The 15,834-nt window shown below is 50.7% G+C and carries 16 protein-coding genes and 1 riboswitch; of the genes, 2 read left to right on the top strand and 14 right to left on the bottom strand.

The window, feature by feature from the left end:
- Positions 1-122: 122 nt before the first annotated feature.
- The 14 genes from secF to ACOBQJ_RS13395 all read right to left on the bottom strand — a co-directional run bounded on the left by secF (position 123) and on the right by ACOBQJ_RS13395 (position 12,501).
- Complete coding sequence (secF, locus tag ACOBQJ_RS13460; protein ID WP_421072282.1) at positions 123-1,028, bottom strand: protein translocase subunit SecF; 906 nt, start codon at positions 1,026-1,028, stop codon at positions 123-125.
- Between the two features lie 13 nt (positions 1,029-1,041).
- Positions 1,042-2,277, bottom strand: a complete 1,236-nt coding sequence (gene secD / locus ACOBQJ_RS13455; RefSeq protein ID WP_421072281.1) for a protein translocase subunit SecD — start codon at positions 2,275-2,277, stop codon at positions 1,042-1,044.
- A 32-nt stretch (positions 2,278-2,309) separates the two neighbouring features.
- Positions 2,310-2,969 (bottom strand): HD domain-containing protein, encoded by a 660-nt coding sequence (locus ACOBQJ_RS13450; RefSeq protein WP_421072280.1) that lies wholly within the window; start codon positions 2,967-2,969, stop codon positions 2,310-2,312.
- 142 nt (positions 2,970-3,111) lie between these two features.
- A complete protein-coding gene (gene yajC, locus ACOBQJ_RS13445; RefSeq protein WP_421072279.1) occupies positions 3,112-3,402 on the bottom strand; it encodes a preprotein translocase subunit YajC in 291 nt (96 codons plus the stop codon).
- Between the two features lie 77 nt (positions 3,403-3,479).
- Positions 3,480-4,592, bottom strand: a complete 1,113-nt coding sequence (tgt, locus tag ACOBQJ_RS13440; protein ID WP_421072278.1) for a tRNA guanosine(34) transglycosylase Tgt — start codon at positions 4,590-4,592, stop codon at positions 3,480-3,482.
- Between the two features lie 86 nt (positions 4,593-4,678).
- On the bottom strand, positions 4,679-5,704 hold the full coding sequence (queA, locus tag ACOBQJ_RS13435) for a tRNA preQ1(34) S-adenosylmethionine ribosyltransferase-isomerase QueA (RefSeq protein WP_421072277.1): 1,026 nt from the start codon (positions 5,702-5,704) through the stop codon (positions 4,679-4,681).
- A gap of 222 nt (positions 5,705-5,926) precedes the next feature.
- Positions 5,927-7,303 carry a SpoIID/LytB domain-containing protein gene (locus ACOBQJ_RS13430; RefSeq protein ID WP_421072276.1) on the bottom strand — a complete coding sequence of 459 codons (1,377 nt, stop codon included), beginning with the start codon at positions 7,301-7,303 and terminating at the stop codon, positions 5,927-5,929.
- A 100-nt stretch (positions 7,304-7,403) separates the two neighbouring features.
- Positions 7,404-7,619: a DUF2905 domain-containing protein gene (locus ACOBQJ_RS13425; RefSeq protein WP_421072275.1), complete on the bottom strand. Its 216-nt coding sequence runs from the start codon at positions 7,617-7,619 to the stop codon at positions 7,404-7,406.
- A gap of 7 nt (positions 7,620-7,626) precedes the next feature.
- Complete coding sequence (locus ACOBQJ_RS13420) at positions 7,627-8,172, bottom strand: epoxyqueuosine reductase QueH (protein WP_421072274.1); 546 nt, start codon at positions 8,170-8,172, stop codon at positions 7,627-7,629.
- Between the two features lie 233 nt (positions 8,173-8,405).
- The gene (ruvB, locus tag ACOBQJ_RS13415; RefSeq protein ID WP_421072273.1) at positions 8,406-9,431 is read right to left on the bottom strand and encodes a Holliday junction branch migration DNA helicase RuvB; all 1,026 of its coding nucleotides are present in this window, start codon (positions 9,429-9,431) and stop codon (positions 8,406-8,408) included.
- Positions 9,432-9,647: 216 nt separating this feature from the next.
- Positions 9,648-10,256 carry a Holliday junction branch migration protein RuvA gene (ruvA, locus tag ACOBQJ_RS13410; RefSeq protein WP_421072272.1) on the bottom strand — a complete coding sequence of 203 codons (609 nt, stop codon included), beginning with the start codon at positions 10,254-10,256 and terminating at the stop codon, positions 9,648-9,650.
- Positions 10,235-10,723, bottom strand: coding sequence for a crossover junction endodeoxyribonuclease RuvC (gene ruvC, locus ACOBQJ_RS13405; RefSeq protein WP_421072271.1), 489 nt, complete (start codon positions 10,721-10,723; stop codon positions 10,235-10,237). Before ruvC ends, ruvA begins: the two co-directional genes overlap by 22 nt.
- Before the next feature lie 181 nt (positions 10,724-10,904).
- Entirely contained in the window at positions 10,905-11,441 is a 537-nt protein-coding gene (locus ACOBQJ_RS13400) for a hypothetical protein (protein ID WP_421072270.1), read from the bottom strand.
- A gap of 328 nt (positions 11,442-11,769) precedes the next feature.
- Entirely contained in the window at positions 11,770-12,501 is a 732-nt protein-coding gene (locus ACOBQJ_RS13395) for a YebC/PmpR family DNA-binding transcriptional regulator (protein WP_421072269.1), read from the bottom strand.
- A gap of 254 nt (positions 12,502-12,755) precedes the next feature.
- A riboswitch (cyclic di-GMP riboswitch) is annotated at positions 12,756-12,867 on the top strand.
- A 62-nt stretch (positions 12,868-12,929) separates the two neighbouring features.
- Here ACOBQJ_RS13395 and ACOBQJ_RS13390 point away from each other — a divergent pair.
- Both ACOBQJ_RS13390 and ACOBQJ_RS13385 read left to right on the top strand, forming a co-directional pair.
- Positions 12,930-14,012 carry a LysM peptidoglycan-binding domain-containing protein gene (locus ACOBQJ_RS13390; protein ID WP_421072268.1) on the top strand — a complete coding sequence of 361 codons (1,083 nt, stop codon included), beginning with the start codon at positions 12,930-12,932 and terminating at the stop codon, positions 14,010-14,012.
- A gap of 358 nt (positions 14,013-14,370) precedes the next feature.
- The gene (locus ACOBQJ_RS13385) at positions 14,371-15,573 is read left to right on the top strand and encodes an MFS transporter (RefSeq protein WP_421072267.1); all 1,203 of its coding nucleotides are present in this window, start codon (positions 14,371-14,373) and stop codon (positions 15,571-15,573) included.
- Positions 15,574-15,834: the final 261 nt, after the last annotated feature.

Here is a 15,834-nt window from a genome sequence, read left to right as displayed (position 1 = left end):
ATTTTCCCCCAAAGCGACAAAAACAAACAAAAACAGCGGTACCCGGTACCTAAGATATTAAGTTATTGAACAAAAAAAGGCGGTGGTCGATGACCACTGCCCTTAAAATGAATGGAGACATATCATGCTTTGGCTTTGGCAACCTTCAGCTTGTTTCTTTTCTCCAGCCGCTTGAAATCATACCACAGCGGGGCGGCGTTGAAGATGGAGGAATACGCTCCGCTGAAAATCCCGACCAGCAGGGCGATGAGCATTTCGCGCATGGTAGCCCCGCCAAACACCAGGAGCGCGATAAGGACGAACAATATCATCATAGTAGTATTGATGGAGCGGGCCATGGTCTGCCACAGGCTCCTGTTGATAACGTCCTCTATGACCTCGCCCTTTTTCTTCAAGTGGCTGTTTTCGCGGATCCGGTCAAAGATAATGATGGTGTCCATCAGGGAGAAACCGACGATGGTCAGGACAGCGGCGATGATATCGCTTTCCACCTCGAGCTGAAAGATGGAGAACACCCCCAGCACTATCACGACGTCGTGCAGCACCGCAATAATAGCCGCAATGCCCTGTTTGAATTCAAAGCGCCAGGCCACGTAAATGACGATCAGCACGGAAGCCAGGGCCAGGGCCTGAAAAGCCTTCATTATCAATTCTCTGCCCATAACCGGGCCGACCCTCTCGTCGCGCTGCACGGTGACTTCTCCGAGCTTGGTATCGAACGCACTGACCAAGCTCGCGCTCTCGTCTTCAGTCAGTTCTTTGGTCCTGATCAGAAAAGTATTTTCTTCACTCTGCTGGATGGTGGCCACTTCAAGGCCTGATTCGTCGAGTACCCCTCTCACCTGCTCTATTGCGGTTGGATTGCTGAATTTAAGGTCCAGCAGGCTGCCGCCGGTAAAATCAATGCCCAGGTTCAAGCCCTGCAAGAATAGAGATATGATGCCCGGGACCAGGATCAGTATAGATATGGTATACCAGATTTTGCGCAGCTTGATAAAGTGAAACGGCATGCTTTCTCTAAAGTTCATGTTTTTCTACCCCCTATTTCCCGTAAAGCCTGAGGTCCCGGGCCAGGTTGCTGCCCGCGACAAGCTGTAGGATCCACCGCGTCATGGCAACAGCCGTGAAGAGGCTGGCGATAACACCGATGGACAGTGTGATGCCGAAGCCCTTAATCGCTCCGGTGCCGAAATAGTACAGTATTATACCTGTAATCAGCGTGGTTATGTGCGAGTCCAGGACAGCCACGAAGGCCCTCTTGAAGCCGGCGTCAATGGCCGACCTCAGCGTCTTGCCTGCCCACAGCTCCTCCTTCAGCCTCTCAAAAATAATAATGTTTGTATCGACAGCCATGCCCATCGACAGGAGGAAGCCCGCCACACCGGGCAAGGTCATGGTCACGTGCAAGCCGGCAAATATCAGCAGCACCACCAGGGTATAAATGATCAGGGCCAGGTTGGCCACCAGGCCGGGAACCCGGTAATAACCGATCATAAACAATGCTATAGCAATTAAACCTATCAGGCCGCCATTAATCGATTTGTTAAGGGAATCAGCGCCAAGAGTAGGACCTACCGTCCTTTTCTCCATTACGTCAACTTTTACCGGCAGGGCGCCGGAACGCAGCAAAATGGCCACGTTGTGGGCTTCCTCAAGGGATTCGTAAGGTGAAATCTGTGCTTTGCCGTTAGGGATAGCTTCCCGTACAGTGGGAGACTGCACCTGTACACCGTCCAAAAGGATGTGTATTGGTTTGCCGATGTTAGCCGCGGTAACTTGGGCAAATATCTGCGCGCCGTCGGGCTCAAACTCCAGGTTGACCTCCGGCTGTCCGTTCTGGGGGTTTGTGCCTTCCTTGGCGTCTTTGAGCTGCCGTCCTGTCAGTACCGTTTTGCCGTCTGATGTTTTAAATTCAAGGTAGGCAGTCTTGATTAAATTACGGACCGCCTCATCCGGGTCGCTTACCCCCGCCAGCTCAACAATAATTCTCCGCGAACCCTGCAGCTGGATAATCGGCTCTGCGACACCGAATGCGTTGACTCTGTTTTCGATAACGGCCATCGCCTGCTTTACCCTGTCTTCCGTTACGGGCGCTTCCGGCGTATCTACAGCCTCAAGCACCACGTAGACGCCGCCTTTCAAATCGAGCCCCTGCTTGATTAAATTTGTAAAAGGAATCCAGCTGACTCCCGGGAATAAAGGCCGGATGGCCAGGACAGTCACAATCGCCACAGCGAGTATGATGCCAGCCAGCTTCAGGATCTTGTCCCACTTCATCTCAGTTACAACCTCCAAATCAAAAACTTAAATTATAATAACTTGGCGCCGTTTATAACCAGTTCGAATTTGCATTTCAAAAAGGTGGACGCCCTCCGGCACATGATCATGCGGCTCAAAAATATTTCAAAGTATTCCATTACGGGGCAGATATCGATGTCGATAGTCAGTTCCATTGTAATCGTGCGCTTGTCGTCGGCGACCCAGAGGAAAGAGTGCTCAACAGCATAGTTCACCCGGTCGTGGATGTCAAAAGTCGCAAAATCAGGGTTGCGGACCCTGGACCGGTGCACGTCGGACTTGTCGGCCATAATCAAGGCCGCCGCCACACTGTTTACAGCATGGCCGTACTGCTCCTCATGGTTGGCTATAGCGGAAATGACAGTGGCAATTTCGTCAGGGTGCATTCCCATCTGCATCAGGATCGGGTAAGCCATAACCGCCCCGGAAATACCGTGGTCATTGCGGCTGACCACGTTCCCGATGTCGTGGATGTATCCGGCAATAGCGGCCAGTTCGGCCTGCCTTTCCGAGTACCCCAGGCGTTCTAAAATATTCCTGGCAATACTGGAAACAAGGCTTACATGACGGTAGCTGTGCTCTGTAAACCCCATTACACCCAGATATTTATTCCCCTTGCGAATAAAAGCGTCGACCACAGGGTCTTTTTTTATATCCTCCAGGGTTATCATACTGTTATAACCCCCTACCAGGGAAATGAGAACATCCCCGGGCATGCACTTTTGAATTCATATACATCATAAAAATATTCCAGTTGAACCAATGTTTTTTATTCAGGAAAAAGAGTAGAGTAGACTGCCGGTCTACTCCTCTTTATTGCTGACCTTTATCTCCTTCTTCGTGTGTAACCTGGGAGATTGCAGTTTTCAGGAACTCCATCCGGACATTATCGGCTACCTCAAGTATTACTGATTTATCTTTGATCCTGACTATGGTGCCGTAAATCCCTCCGATGGTAATGACCTTTTCGTTCTGTTTGATATTGCTGATCATTTCCTGGTGTTTTTTCTGGCGCTGCTGCTGGGGCCGGATCATCAGGAAATATAGAATGGCAAACAGCCCGACTATATACAGCAGAGATATTACCTGGGAGTTATTACCCACTATCAGACCTCCTTTCTTTCTTTTATTTCTTCCTGTGCTTTAAAAACTCCTTTTTTTCCAGGGAATTTTATATGATATTAGACATCCTGGTATGTTTTTAGAAAATTATTTCGAAATTCCAATAAAACCCCCCTCCGTATGGCCTCTTTGATCTCCTCCATCAGGTTTAATACAAAGCGGATGTTATGGATTGTGGTCAGGCGGATGCCGAGCACCTCCCCGGCTTTTATTAAATGCCTGACATAAGCGCGTGTATAATTGCGGCAGGTGTAGCAGTCGCAGTCAGGGTCCAGGGGTGAAAAGTCACGGGCATATTCGGCGTTTCGCACCACCAGTTTACCCCGCTTGGTAAATACGGAACCGTTGCGGGCGATCCGGGTGGGCAGCACGCAGTCAAACATGTCTACGCCTCTCACCACCCCCTCCACCAGGCAGTCGGGTGAACCGACGCCCATCAGGTAGCGGGGCTTCTCCTGAGGCAGGAATGCCACGGTATGGTCGAGCATTTCGTACATCAATTCTTTTGGTTCCCCCACACTAAGGCCGCCGATGGCATAGCCGGGGAAATCAAGGTCCACCAGTTCACGGGCGCTCTTTTCACGCAGGTCGGGGAACATACCGCCCTGGACAATGCCAAATACTCCCTGTCCCTCTCTGCGGTGGACCGCCAGGCACCTCACGGCCCACCTGGTGGTCCGGTCCAGTGCTGCCAGTGTGTACTCGCGGCTGCTGGGGTAGGGGGCGCACTCGTCAAAGGCCATGGCAATGTCCGACCCGAGATCAGCCTGTACTTCCATAGCTTTTTCCGGGCTGAAGAAATGTTCCGAACCGTCAATATGGGACCTGAAAACAACTCCTTCTTCCGTAATCTTCCGCAGCGGCCCCAGGCTGAATACCTGGAAACCGCCGCTGTCCGTCAATATCGGGCCGCTCCAGTTCATAAAGCGGTGCAGCCCGCCCGCCTCGCGGATCAGTTCATGTCCCGGCCGCAGGTATAGATGATAGGTATTGCTTAAAATTATCCTGCCGCCCAGTTCTTTTACTTCTTCCGGGGTCATGGTCTTGACCGTGGCCTGGGTGCCGACAGGCATGAAGACAGGGGTCTCGACCATGCCGTGGCCGGTGTGCAGGACACCCAGGCGGGCGCGGCACGTTTTTTCTTGTTGCACAACTTTAAATCTAACTGCCATTTAATCCTCCGTATCCAGTTACAGCTATACCCATATTTTTTATTCTTTATTATATTTAATACAACCGGTCTGCCGGTTACAGGCATTCAAATAATCAGCATGGCGTCACCGAAACTGAAGAACCTGTACCGCCTCTCGACGGCTTCTTGATACGCCGCCATTATTTTCTCCCTGCCGGCCAGGGCGGAGATCATCATCAGCAGGGTGGATTTTGGCAGGTGAAAGTTGGTAACCATCCCGTCGATCACCTTAAACCTGTAGCCCGGGTAGATGAATATGCCGGTCCAGCCGGAACCGGGACCCAGCCTGCCGTCCTCGTCGGCGGCGCTTTCCAGGCAGCGGGTGGCGGTGGTGCCGACAGCGATCACTCTGCCGCCATGGTCTCTGACCCCTGCTATGACCGAAGCGGTTTCTTGCGGCACCTCATAGTATTCCTCATGCATGAGGTGCCGGGTGATGTCCTCCGTTTTAACCGGCCGGAAAGTGCCCAGCCCTACGTGCAGCAGCACCGGGACCACAGCCACGCCCATTTCCCTGATCCTGTCCAGCAGCCCGCTGGTAAAATGAAGCCCGGCAGTGGGGGCCGCAGCCGAACCCGCCAGCCGGGCGTAGACAGTCTGGTAACGATCTTTGTCCAATAAAGGCTTTTTGATATACGGCGGAAGAGGCATAATCCCCACCTCGTCCAGGATCTCTTCAAAAGGCCCCTCGAAATCCATTTCTACCACCCTGCCGCCATAATCAGTGTCATCAAGGACCCTGCATGCAAGCAGACCTTTTTTGAAAACCAGCCGGGAGCCCACCCTGGCCTTTTTGCCGGGCCGCACAAGGGCCTCCCAGCGCCTGGCGTCCAGTTGTTTTAACAAGAGCACTTCCACCCGGGCGCCTGACGCTTCTTTATAACCCATCAGCCGGGCTGGTATTACTTTTGTGTCGTTTATGACGAGAGCGTCCCCGGGCCTCAGGTACTCACACAAGTCGGTAAACCTGCGGTGTTCGAATTCTTCCCTGTCCTGCCGGACAACCATTAACCGGGACGAGTCCCTGTCCGCGGCCGGGTCCTGGGCGATTAGTTCCTGGGGCAAATAATAATCGAATTCAGATATATTCACCTGTATCAGTTAGCTCCTAAACACTATCACATGATTAACAAGATTAAATGGATTAACAGGATTAAAAATTGACTTTATCCTTATTTTTGCTTGAATTGCAGGCAAAAAATTTAAATTATATTATTTTAAATCTTGTAAATCTTGATAATCTTGTAAATCCTGTGTGATTTATTTTTCTTTTTATTATCTTCAGCAATCTGTAAATCCCGTGAAAATGTTTTCTTAGCGGCCGTAGTCCTCGGCAAGGACAACTCCGGAATAATAGTATTTCAGGATTTCCTGATAATTATAACCTTTTTGAGCCATGCCGCGCGCGCCGTACTGCGACATCCCCAGCCCGTGGCCCCAGCCGCTCCCGGTGATTTCCACCCCGGCCAGGTTCTTTTTACTGTCATATTTTCTGGTGAGCTTGAACAATGAACTCTTCAGATCAAGCGCTATCCTGACGTTATCGGCGTTGCTTATTTCTACCGTCAAGGGCTTGCCCGCCGCCCCCTCGCCTTTAACTTCCAGTTCTTTTACTCTCGCGCCGGATGAGGTGCGGGCCAGCTCATTAATGGCCGTTATTTTATTGAATTTATACCCGGCGGCCGCCAGGTTGTCTTTTAACTGCTTAGTTGTGTAACTGACTTTCCAGTTATAGTAATTATCATTTTTATCGTAGGGATCCGGTTTTGACTTTATGTAAGGGACCTTGCCGCTCCAGACGTCTTCGCTGTTTTCCGTATAGCCGCCGCTGCTGGAGTGGAAAAAGGCCGCCGCTGTTTCACCGCCTGACAGCATTACTACCCCCTTGGTCTCCTCGATGGCCTTACTGGTTGAAGAAGATTCAGCGTCATAACCCCCGTAAACCTGGCTCGATATGTCGCAGTAAACATTAAAAGAAGAGCCGCGGGAAGTTTCGACACGCTGCAGGGCATAGTTGCGCGCAGCCACCGCCTGGGCCTTCAGAGCTTCTTCAGGCCAGTAGGCCGGCATTTCGGCTGGCACTACACCACGCAGGTAGTCTTCAATGTTAAGCACATTTACCGCGGTAAGCTTGCCGTCCTCCAGGCGGAACTCCATGTCGCCGCGGTACCTTTTACTACCGGAAGCGCTGGTCAGGGATACAAGGTTTAAACCATCGCCGCCGCCCGTTAGCGTCACTGTCCCGCTGGATGACCTGACAGTTGGATTACCTGAGGATTTTAATGAAACTGTCCTGCCGTCTCCAGTTACAGCCATCAATTTTTCAAAACTCAGTTCCGCCACCTTGCCGCCGGCGTTGATAACAGCGGCGCTGGAGCTCGCCCCGCGCACAATCACCGGGCCTTTAAAAGAGCCGTAGCTGACCCGTGAACCGGAAACCGAAATGCGTTTTCCCTTTAGTTCCACCTGCAATTTTTCACCCTGTTTCGACTCGGCCAGGACCTTGCCTGTATCCTGGTCTACAATTTCATAGCCGCCGCTGACTTTAAGGGAAAAGTCTTCACAACCCCTGGCCAGGGCTACCCGGATCGTGCCGGCAGGCTCGGCGCCTGCGCCGCCGGCACATATAAGAACGCTCAACATTACTATTGCAGACGATATGACAGTTCTTAAGATAATATTTAATTTCATAACTTAACCTCCAATGGCATTAAGGTCCTCACCCCGACAAAAATTCGGCATATTAGCGTAATTTCCTTCTGAAACCAAAAAAAACCGGAGCCTTTATCGGCTACCGGCGGATAATGTTTAGTATTATTGTAAGCAGTATGCTCAGTATAATACCGGTCATTACCGGGAAATAAAAACTGAAGTTTCCCCTTTGTATAAAAATATCACCGGGCAGGCGGCCCAGGCCGAACAGCCGGCCGCCGGCCAGCATAATGCCCCCCAACACCAGCATAATCACGCCGATAAACAGGAACATTTTGCCGTATGACTCCCACATTGACCTTTCACTTCCCCTTATTCTCCGGTTTATAATAACGTTCTTTTTCGCTGTAGATACAGCCGCAGTACTGCTGGCGGTACATGCCCATTTTCCTGGACTGTGCCGTGGCCTCCCTGTATCCAGGCCGGAAATCCGCATAATAAAACTTGACCCCGTGTTTATCTCCGGCCGCCTGGCCAATCTCCCTGATTAGCTCGTGTTTCTGGTAAGGGCTGACCAGGAGAGTGGTACTGAAGCACTCATAGCCGCCGGCTTTTGCTTCCCGTGCCGCCTGGTCGAGCCGCATCGAGTAGCATACCCGGCAGCGGTCTGCTTCATTGTAAGCGGCGCCGCGCAAAAATCCCTCCAGGTCATAGCCCGGCTCAAAAACCATGTCCATGCCGATTTCCGCGGCGTACTTTTCCAGCGCCTCTTTACGCTTTGTAAATTCGGTATATGGATGTATGTTGGGGTTAAAAAAATAACCTGTGACATTCATGCCCTCGCTTCTTAACAGACCTACCGGGTAGATCGAGCAGGGGGCGCAACAGGTGTGCAGCAATATCTTCAATATGCGTACTCCTCACGCTGAGATTAAACTTAAAATAATTAAACAATTTCACATGATTAACAGATTAAAAGATGATTAACAAGATTAAATAATAATTAATTTAAAAGAAATTGTAATTTAATTTTAAAGTTTTTAATTTGAATTATCTAATTAAAATCTTGTAAATCTTATTAATCCTGTTAATCCTGTGATATAGTTCTTTAAATCTGTCAATTTGTTGTCTTGCTATATTATTACCACAAAGTCTCTTGTTTTAAATTTTTTTCACCGCGCTGCAGGCCGAGGTGCTGGTAGGCCATAGCCGTGGCCACACGGCCGCGGGGGGTCCTGGCCAGCATGCCGAGCTGGATCAGGTAAGGTTCGTAGACGTCCTCCAGCGTTTCCGACTCTTCGCTGGTGGCCGCCGCCAAAGTATCCAGCCCTACCGGCCCGCCCTCGAATTTTTGGATAATGGCTTGCAGCAGCCTCCTGTCGGCCTGGTCCAGGCCCAAAGCGTCGACTTCCAAAAATTTAAGCGCGTCGTCCGCCACTTCGCGCGTTATAATACCGTCCGCTTTAACCTGGGCATAATCTCTCACCCGTTTCAGCAGGCGGTTGGCCACTCTGGGCGTTCCCCTGGAACGGCCGGCTATTTCCAGGGCGCCTTCCCTGGTTATTTCAACCCCCAGTATGCCCGCTGTCCTGGTCACAATAAGCACCAGTTCATCCGGCTCATAGTAATCCAGCCTGCTGATAACGCCAAAGCGGTCCCGCAGGGGGGATGTCAGCAGGCCGGCGCGGGTGGTGGCCCCCACCAGGGTAAAGCGCGGCAGTTCCAGCCTTAACGATCTGGCGCCTGGCCCCTTGCCGATGACAATGTCCAGGGCATAGTCCTCCATGGCCGGGTATAACACTTCTTCAACAGTCCTGCTTAAACGGTGGACTTCGTCTATAAACAAAATATCACCGGGGGCCAGGTTGGTCAGTATGGCCGCCAGGTCGCCGGGGCGCTCTATGGCCGGACCGGATGTGGTCCTGATGTTTACGCCCATTTCAAAAGCGATGATGTTGGCCAGGGTTGTTTTCCCCAATCCCGGCGGCCCGAACAGGAGTACATGGTCCAGGACCTCGCTCCTTTCACGGGCGGCCTGGATAAAGACAGAGATCATTTCCTTGACTTTAACCTGCCCGATGTATTCCTCCAGCCTGCGGGGGCGGAGATTCAAGTCGGACTCAAAGTCCTCCGGACGCGCGGAAGCTGATATCAGCCTTTCCTCCATATTATGCACCTCATCTGAGTAGTGGGTCGTGTCTCACGCCTCATGTCTCATTTGACCGTGTCATGAGGACAGTTCTGTTGACACGCTTTTGTCTCAAGGCTTAATAATAGTAATCGTGTCAACAAAACCGTTCCCAAGACACGCTCCATGACGCTTTCTTCCCTTAGAGAAGGTGACCCTAAAGTCTCACGTCTCATTTCTCACGTCTCACGTCTTTTAGTTTTTTACCAGCAGGCGCAGCGCGCGCCTGACCAGTTCCTCCGTCTGGGGTTCCTCCAGCCCGGCCTGTGCCTCTTTAACTGCCCGGCGGGCTTCCACAGCGGAATAACCCAGCGCTTCCAGGGCCTCTAGAGCATCGTTCTCCCGCCCGATAGCAAGATCGCGGGGATCGTTACTATCGAATAAATCAGAAACCTTGTCTTTTAATTCCAGTACGATCCTGGCCGCCGTCTTCTTGCCGATACCGGGCACCCTGGTCAGCGAGGCGATGTCTTCACCGGCGATCGCCCTTCCCAGTTCGCCGGGTGTATATATGGACAGGACGGCGAGCGCTCCCCTGGGCCCGACCCCTGATACGTTCAGCAACTTTAAAAAGAAAGCCAGCTCATTTTCGCCCTGGAACCCATAAAGGTAAAACCCGTCCTCCCTGACTACCAGGTTTGTATGAAGCATTATTTCACTGCCCATGGCCGGCAGCCGGTACTGGAGCGATAAAGGCACCTGGACCTTGTACCCTATACCGCCGACTTCGATTATAACTGACCCGGCCTGGATATCCGCCAGCTTACCCTTGATAAAAGCTATCATTTCAACTTCCTCACCCACGAATATAATTGCCCGTGGCAAATTGCCACCGCGAGCGCGTCTGCCACGTCATCGGGGGACGGCGCCTCCGGCAGGGCCAGGATTGTCTTAACCATGTACTGCACCTGTGTTTTCGCCGCCCGGCCGAACCCTGTCACAGCCTGTTTTACCTGGAGGGGAGTGTATTCAAATACAGGCATGCCGGAGACTGAAGCCGCCAGCATGGCGACACCCCTGGCATGTCCCACAGCCAGGGCTGTCCGCGCGTTTTTATTAAAAAACAGCTCTTCCACGGCGAACTGCTCCGGCTGGTAGGTCCTTATAATATCAGTCAGTTCCCGGTAAAGGGTCTGCAGCCTGTCGCACATAGGCGAATCGGGGCTGGTCCTGATACAGCCGCATTCAACCAGGGAAAACCGGCTGCCGTTGTACCTGACCAAACCGTAACCGGTAATGGCGGTACCGGGGTCCACACCCATTATAAACAAATGTTCCCACCCCCTCCACCTGAAGATTAAGTTCTACGGAAAAGGAGGCAATCCTTTATTTTTTATATTTTCAGCAAAAGCGGCCCGGCATAACGCCGTTATCGGCGTCAGACCGGGCCCGCGGGCACTGCCTTCTATGTCAGGTTTAAAAAAAGAAGGCAATAAAAAGTGCTCCCAAATATCAAATATGCTCGTCCATGTTTTCCAGAGCTGCGTTGAGAGTATCTTCAGAAATGAATTCCAGTTCCTCACGCAAATTTTCCGCGGCAAAATGCGACTGGTTGGCGAGGTCCATCGACTGCTCAAGTTTAATCCTGAATTCGGGGTCCAGAGATTCGGCCAGGATGTTTTCCACCCTTATGACCTTTTCATTGCAGCCCAGGGGCCCCTCGTAAACAGCCACCAGCCCGTGATAAAGCCCGATATGCCTGTATTCCCGGTGGAGCGGGCAGAATTCATCAGCTTTCAGGGTAAGGGACAGCAAATCCGGGCTGGTGAAACCGACAGTCCACCCTTCCGAAGCAGGGAACTTGTCTGTAAGGGCTTTTTTGTCCAGGTTCAATAGTTCCCCCGACGCGTATTCCTCTGAAATTTTCTCCAAATCACCGCACAGGTACTCTTTTTCCTTGCACACCGTTGTTGCCAGGGTAACCCTTGACTTAAACAAGCTCCATTCGGGCAGTATAAGCTGGACCGGCCTGCTATCGGGTTGATTCATATAACTGCCCCAAAGAAAGCCCGCCCCTATCGAGAGAAAGAGAACCAGCACTAAAGCACCTGTGAGTAAACTGTTTTTGTAAAACGTCATTACAGATCCCCCGGCAAAAAAATATATATATCCATATTATTTCCATTTAGAGGATTCCCTATCCCCATAAAAAAACCACCCGTTTGCTTCGTGGGTGGGCAGAGGTGTGACGTGAGACGGAGATCTAAAGGGATAGCTTAAAGGTCTAAAAGACCTGAAAGGAATACCGGTAATCACACGACTCACGTCCCACGACCCACGACTAAAACGGCCACCCTTTTTGGGGGTGGCCGTACTTTTAGTCTTCTATATCAAAATTTGCGTAAACGTTCTGCACGTCGTCGTGGTCCTCCAGCGTCTCCATCAGCCGCATCATCTGATCTGCTTTATCCCCCGCGAGGTTAACAGTCGTTTGCGGCGCCAGGGTCACCTCAGCCGACGCAATTTTTACGCCCGCCGTTTCCATGCTCTCCCTGACGGACTGGAGGTCGGCCGGGTCACAGACTATTTCGTATAAGTCATCCTCAACATTAAAATCCTGCGCCCCCGCGTCTATGGCCCCGAGCATTATTTCGTCCTCATCAATATTGTTGTCGGCTTTCTCCACAACAATTATGCCTTTTTCATTGAACATCCACGCTACACAGCCTGTTTCCCCGAGGTTCCCCCCGTTTTTTGAGAATATAAACCTTATTTCTCCCGCGGTGCGGTTCCTGTTATCGGTCATGATTTCAAGCATGACAGCGACACCGCCGGGGCCGTAGCCTTCATAAATTAATTCCTCGTAGTTCGCGCCGCCGGTCTCGCCGGCCCCCTTTTGAATGGCGCGCATAATGTTGTCATTCGGAATATTGGCTTCCTTCGCCCTCATGACGGCCGCCTTCAGGCGGGCGTTGCCCTCAGGGTCGGAGCCTCCCTGGCGTGCCGCGACGATAATTTCTTTTGCCAGGCGGGTAAATACTTTACCTCGCTGCGCGTCAACCTTCGCTTTTTTACGTTTGATGGTCGCCCACTTTGAATGACCGGACATTGTGATCCTCCTTCCGGAAGTGAATGTAACATAATAAAAAAGCGCAAAGCGCTAAAGAATCACGGTAATGTCCCCACAAACTTACCAATTATCTTATCATATAATTACTTTTACCGCAATTAAGGAAGTTCTTATTTCAACCGATAATATTATCAGTTATGATCGTCCATTTCAAAAACTGCTGTATTTTATGGCTTTCCTGGCAACCAAAGGAGGAATATGCAATATTGCGTAGAAGATATTAAATTACTGTTACCTGAAAAGGGCAACTCCATACGAAAGTGGGAGACGCAAAGCAACGGGTCTAAAGCAAAGTATAATGGCATATTTCACAGCACATTTTGCCATGATCGCCGTGCTGCCGGGTGATTCAATCTTGATATTTCCCTTACAGGTAATTATTACAACATTTTTTTAAGGAGGCGAATATGAGAGGGGTAAAAAAATTAAATTGCTTGTTTATTATGGCCCTGCTGTTAGCATTTACATTAACCGGGCTGTCCCTGCCCGGCACCGCGTTAGGTTCATACTATACGGTCGTTGAAGGTGACTGCTTCTGGGATATCGCCGATAAGCTGGGGGTCGACGTGGACGCACTCCAGGCAGCCAACCCCGGCGTTAATTTTGAAGCCCTGCAAATCGGTGAGGAGATTGTAATACCAGGCACAGACTCGGGTGACACATACTATGGTAATGCTTATTCCGGTGAAACATTCAGCTACACGGTGGCGTCCGGAGACAGCCTGTGGTCGATTGCAGACAGTTTTGGAACTGATGTCGACTCAATTAAATCTGCCAGCGGCCTCACATCAGATTCCCTGCAGGTAGGACAGGTGCTCACTATACCCGGCAGTGAGCCGTCTTATGACATAGAATACATTGTCCCGCCGCCCGCGGGTGAAAGTTTCACCTACACGGTAGCGTACGGTGACAGCCTGTGGTCGATAGCTGACAGATTCGGAACCAGCATTGAATCTATTAAATCAGCCAGCGGCCTGACTTCAGATTCCCTGCAGGCGGGACAGGAACTCACCATACCCGGCAGTGCTTCGTCATATCAGGAGACAAGCAGGGGTTCCGTTTCCCGGGACTATGGGGACTCGGACGGCACATATGGTGAACTGATTGACTGGTCGTATATTAATGACATGTTTCCTATAGGCAGCAACGCCACGCTGCAGGATTTTGAAACCGGACGCAAGTTCCGGATTCATCACCTGTTCGGCACAAACCATGCCGACTGCGAGCCCCTTACAGCCGATGATGCAGCTATCATGAAGGATGTTTTCGGCGGTGAGTGGAACTGGGAGCGGAGGGCCGCCATAATCTGGCTTGACGGGCAGCCTGTGGCCTGCTCCATGGCCGGTATGCCGCACGGTACGAGCCAGGATATCTACGGTAATGACTTTGACGGTATGTTTGACCTGCATTTCCTGAACAGCCGCACCCACGGCACAGACAGAGTCGACGGGGACCACCAGGCGATGGTCCGCCGGGCGGCAGGTTCGTAAGAAAATGCTATCTACCCCTTCCATGCGTGGAAGGGGTAGATTTTTTCTAATTGAATGATATATACGTGTTTGCTATAATATTAAAAGCTGTAACAAAGGAGAATCCTTAAACACTATGCTTACATCATCCATGCGGTTGCGCTAATCTGGTACGAGGAAATTATTGCTGCTTAACAGGCAGTTTATTTTGTCGTGTCATTTTATAGTTGGCCATGGTGGTGTATCGTTTAATTTTAATCGATATTTATACCAGCTATTATGGTAGTTTGACACGATAAGACAGACTGGTTGGAACAGATGTTTTCTCGTGCTTTTTTTATGCCCTTTTTATAAATACAATAATGACTGGAGCAATTAAATGAAAGATCAATCTGCAAAATGGAAAAAAACTTTTCTTATAATATGGTCCGGACAAGCATTCTCCCTGCTGGGAAGTTCCGCGGCTCAATTTGCCATAATCTGGTGGCTGACGTTGCAGACCGGCTCACCTGCGGTCCTGGCTTTCGCTGGTATGGCCGGGCTTTTACCGCATGCTATCATTGGACCTTTCGCAGGGGTGTGGGTCGACCGCCTGAGCCGCAAAACTGTTATGATCGTCGCGGACCTCTTTGTAGCGGCGGGAGGCGCTGTTCTAATGGTTGCCTTTTATGCCGGGGTTCCTCACACGTGGCTTATTTATATTATTCTATTCCTGCGGTCAGTCGGTTCGGTATTTCACTACCTGGCCATTCAGGCCGCCATGCCGATGTTGGTTCCCACAAGTGAATTAACCAAAACCGGCGGGTGGAGCCAGTTCCTTCAGTCGGGTTCACTTATGCTCGGGCCTGTTCTCGGCACTTTCATTATGACGGTCATATCGCTGCCGTTTGTTATGCTGGTGGATATAGCAGGCGCGGTAATAGCAGCTGTAACAGTAGCCATGGTCAAAATCCCGGATCCCGAACCAGACCGGAACAGAACAACGAATATATTATCAGAAATGTTGGATGGATTAAAATTAATTAATGAAAATAAACCGCTTAAGGCTATTACCGTCCCCATGATGCTGGCAATGCTCATCTATATTCCGGTAGGCTCGTTTTTCCCGCTTATGGTGAATGTTCATTTCGGAGGGACCGCGTGGCACGCCAGTATAATTGAATTTGTATTTGCGGGAGGCTTACTGGTATCGTCTCTGATCCTGGGTGTGTGGGGCGGCCTAGAAAACAAGTTTTTGATGATCAACCTGGCTCTTTGCTCTCTCGGCGCCGCTCTTGCCGGGGCCGGCGCGCTCCCCCCCTCTGCATTTATAGCCTTTGTGCCGCTCTCCGCGATTATGGGAATGACCGGCAGCTTTTTAAATGTACCATATACCGCCTATGTACAATCAACTGTACCGCCCGCGTCTCTTGGGCGTGTACTGTCCATTCTATCAAGCATGATGACTCTCGCCATGCCTGTGGGTTTGTTTTTTGCAGGTCCGATTGCTGAAAATGTTGGTATAGCGAACTGGTTTTTAGCCTCAGGGATATTGATAGTTATAACAGCTCTATTAGGTTACCTTATGACACGAAGATATTAAGAACCATGGGGACGGTTCTCCTGCTTCCTTTCTGTTACTTGTTTTTTCTTGTTACTTTTTATCGTCACATGTTACCATGTGTCAAGGGGACGGGGTTGTTGACACATTCCGTGAGTCAAGGAATGTGTCAACAACCGTAAGCGCCAAATAACAAAGTGTATAGAAAAAAAGCAAAAACCAGTGTAAACTGAGTTTTTGCCCTATTTGCAGGCTTCCTGAACCTCCAGACTCCAAGGAAGATAATCTTCAAGGAATTCCGGA

The sequence above is a fragment of the Pelotomaculum propionicicum genome (assembly GCF_048984525.1).
In the GTDB taxonomy this organism is placed as follows: domain Bacteria; phylum Bacillota; class Desulfotomaculia; order Desulfotomaculales; family Pelotomaculaceae; genus Syntrophopropionicum; species Syntrophopropionicum propionicicum_A.
The sequence above is the reverse complement of the archived record's forward strand: the minus strand, read 5'-3'. Positions and strand labels throughout refer to the sequence as shown.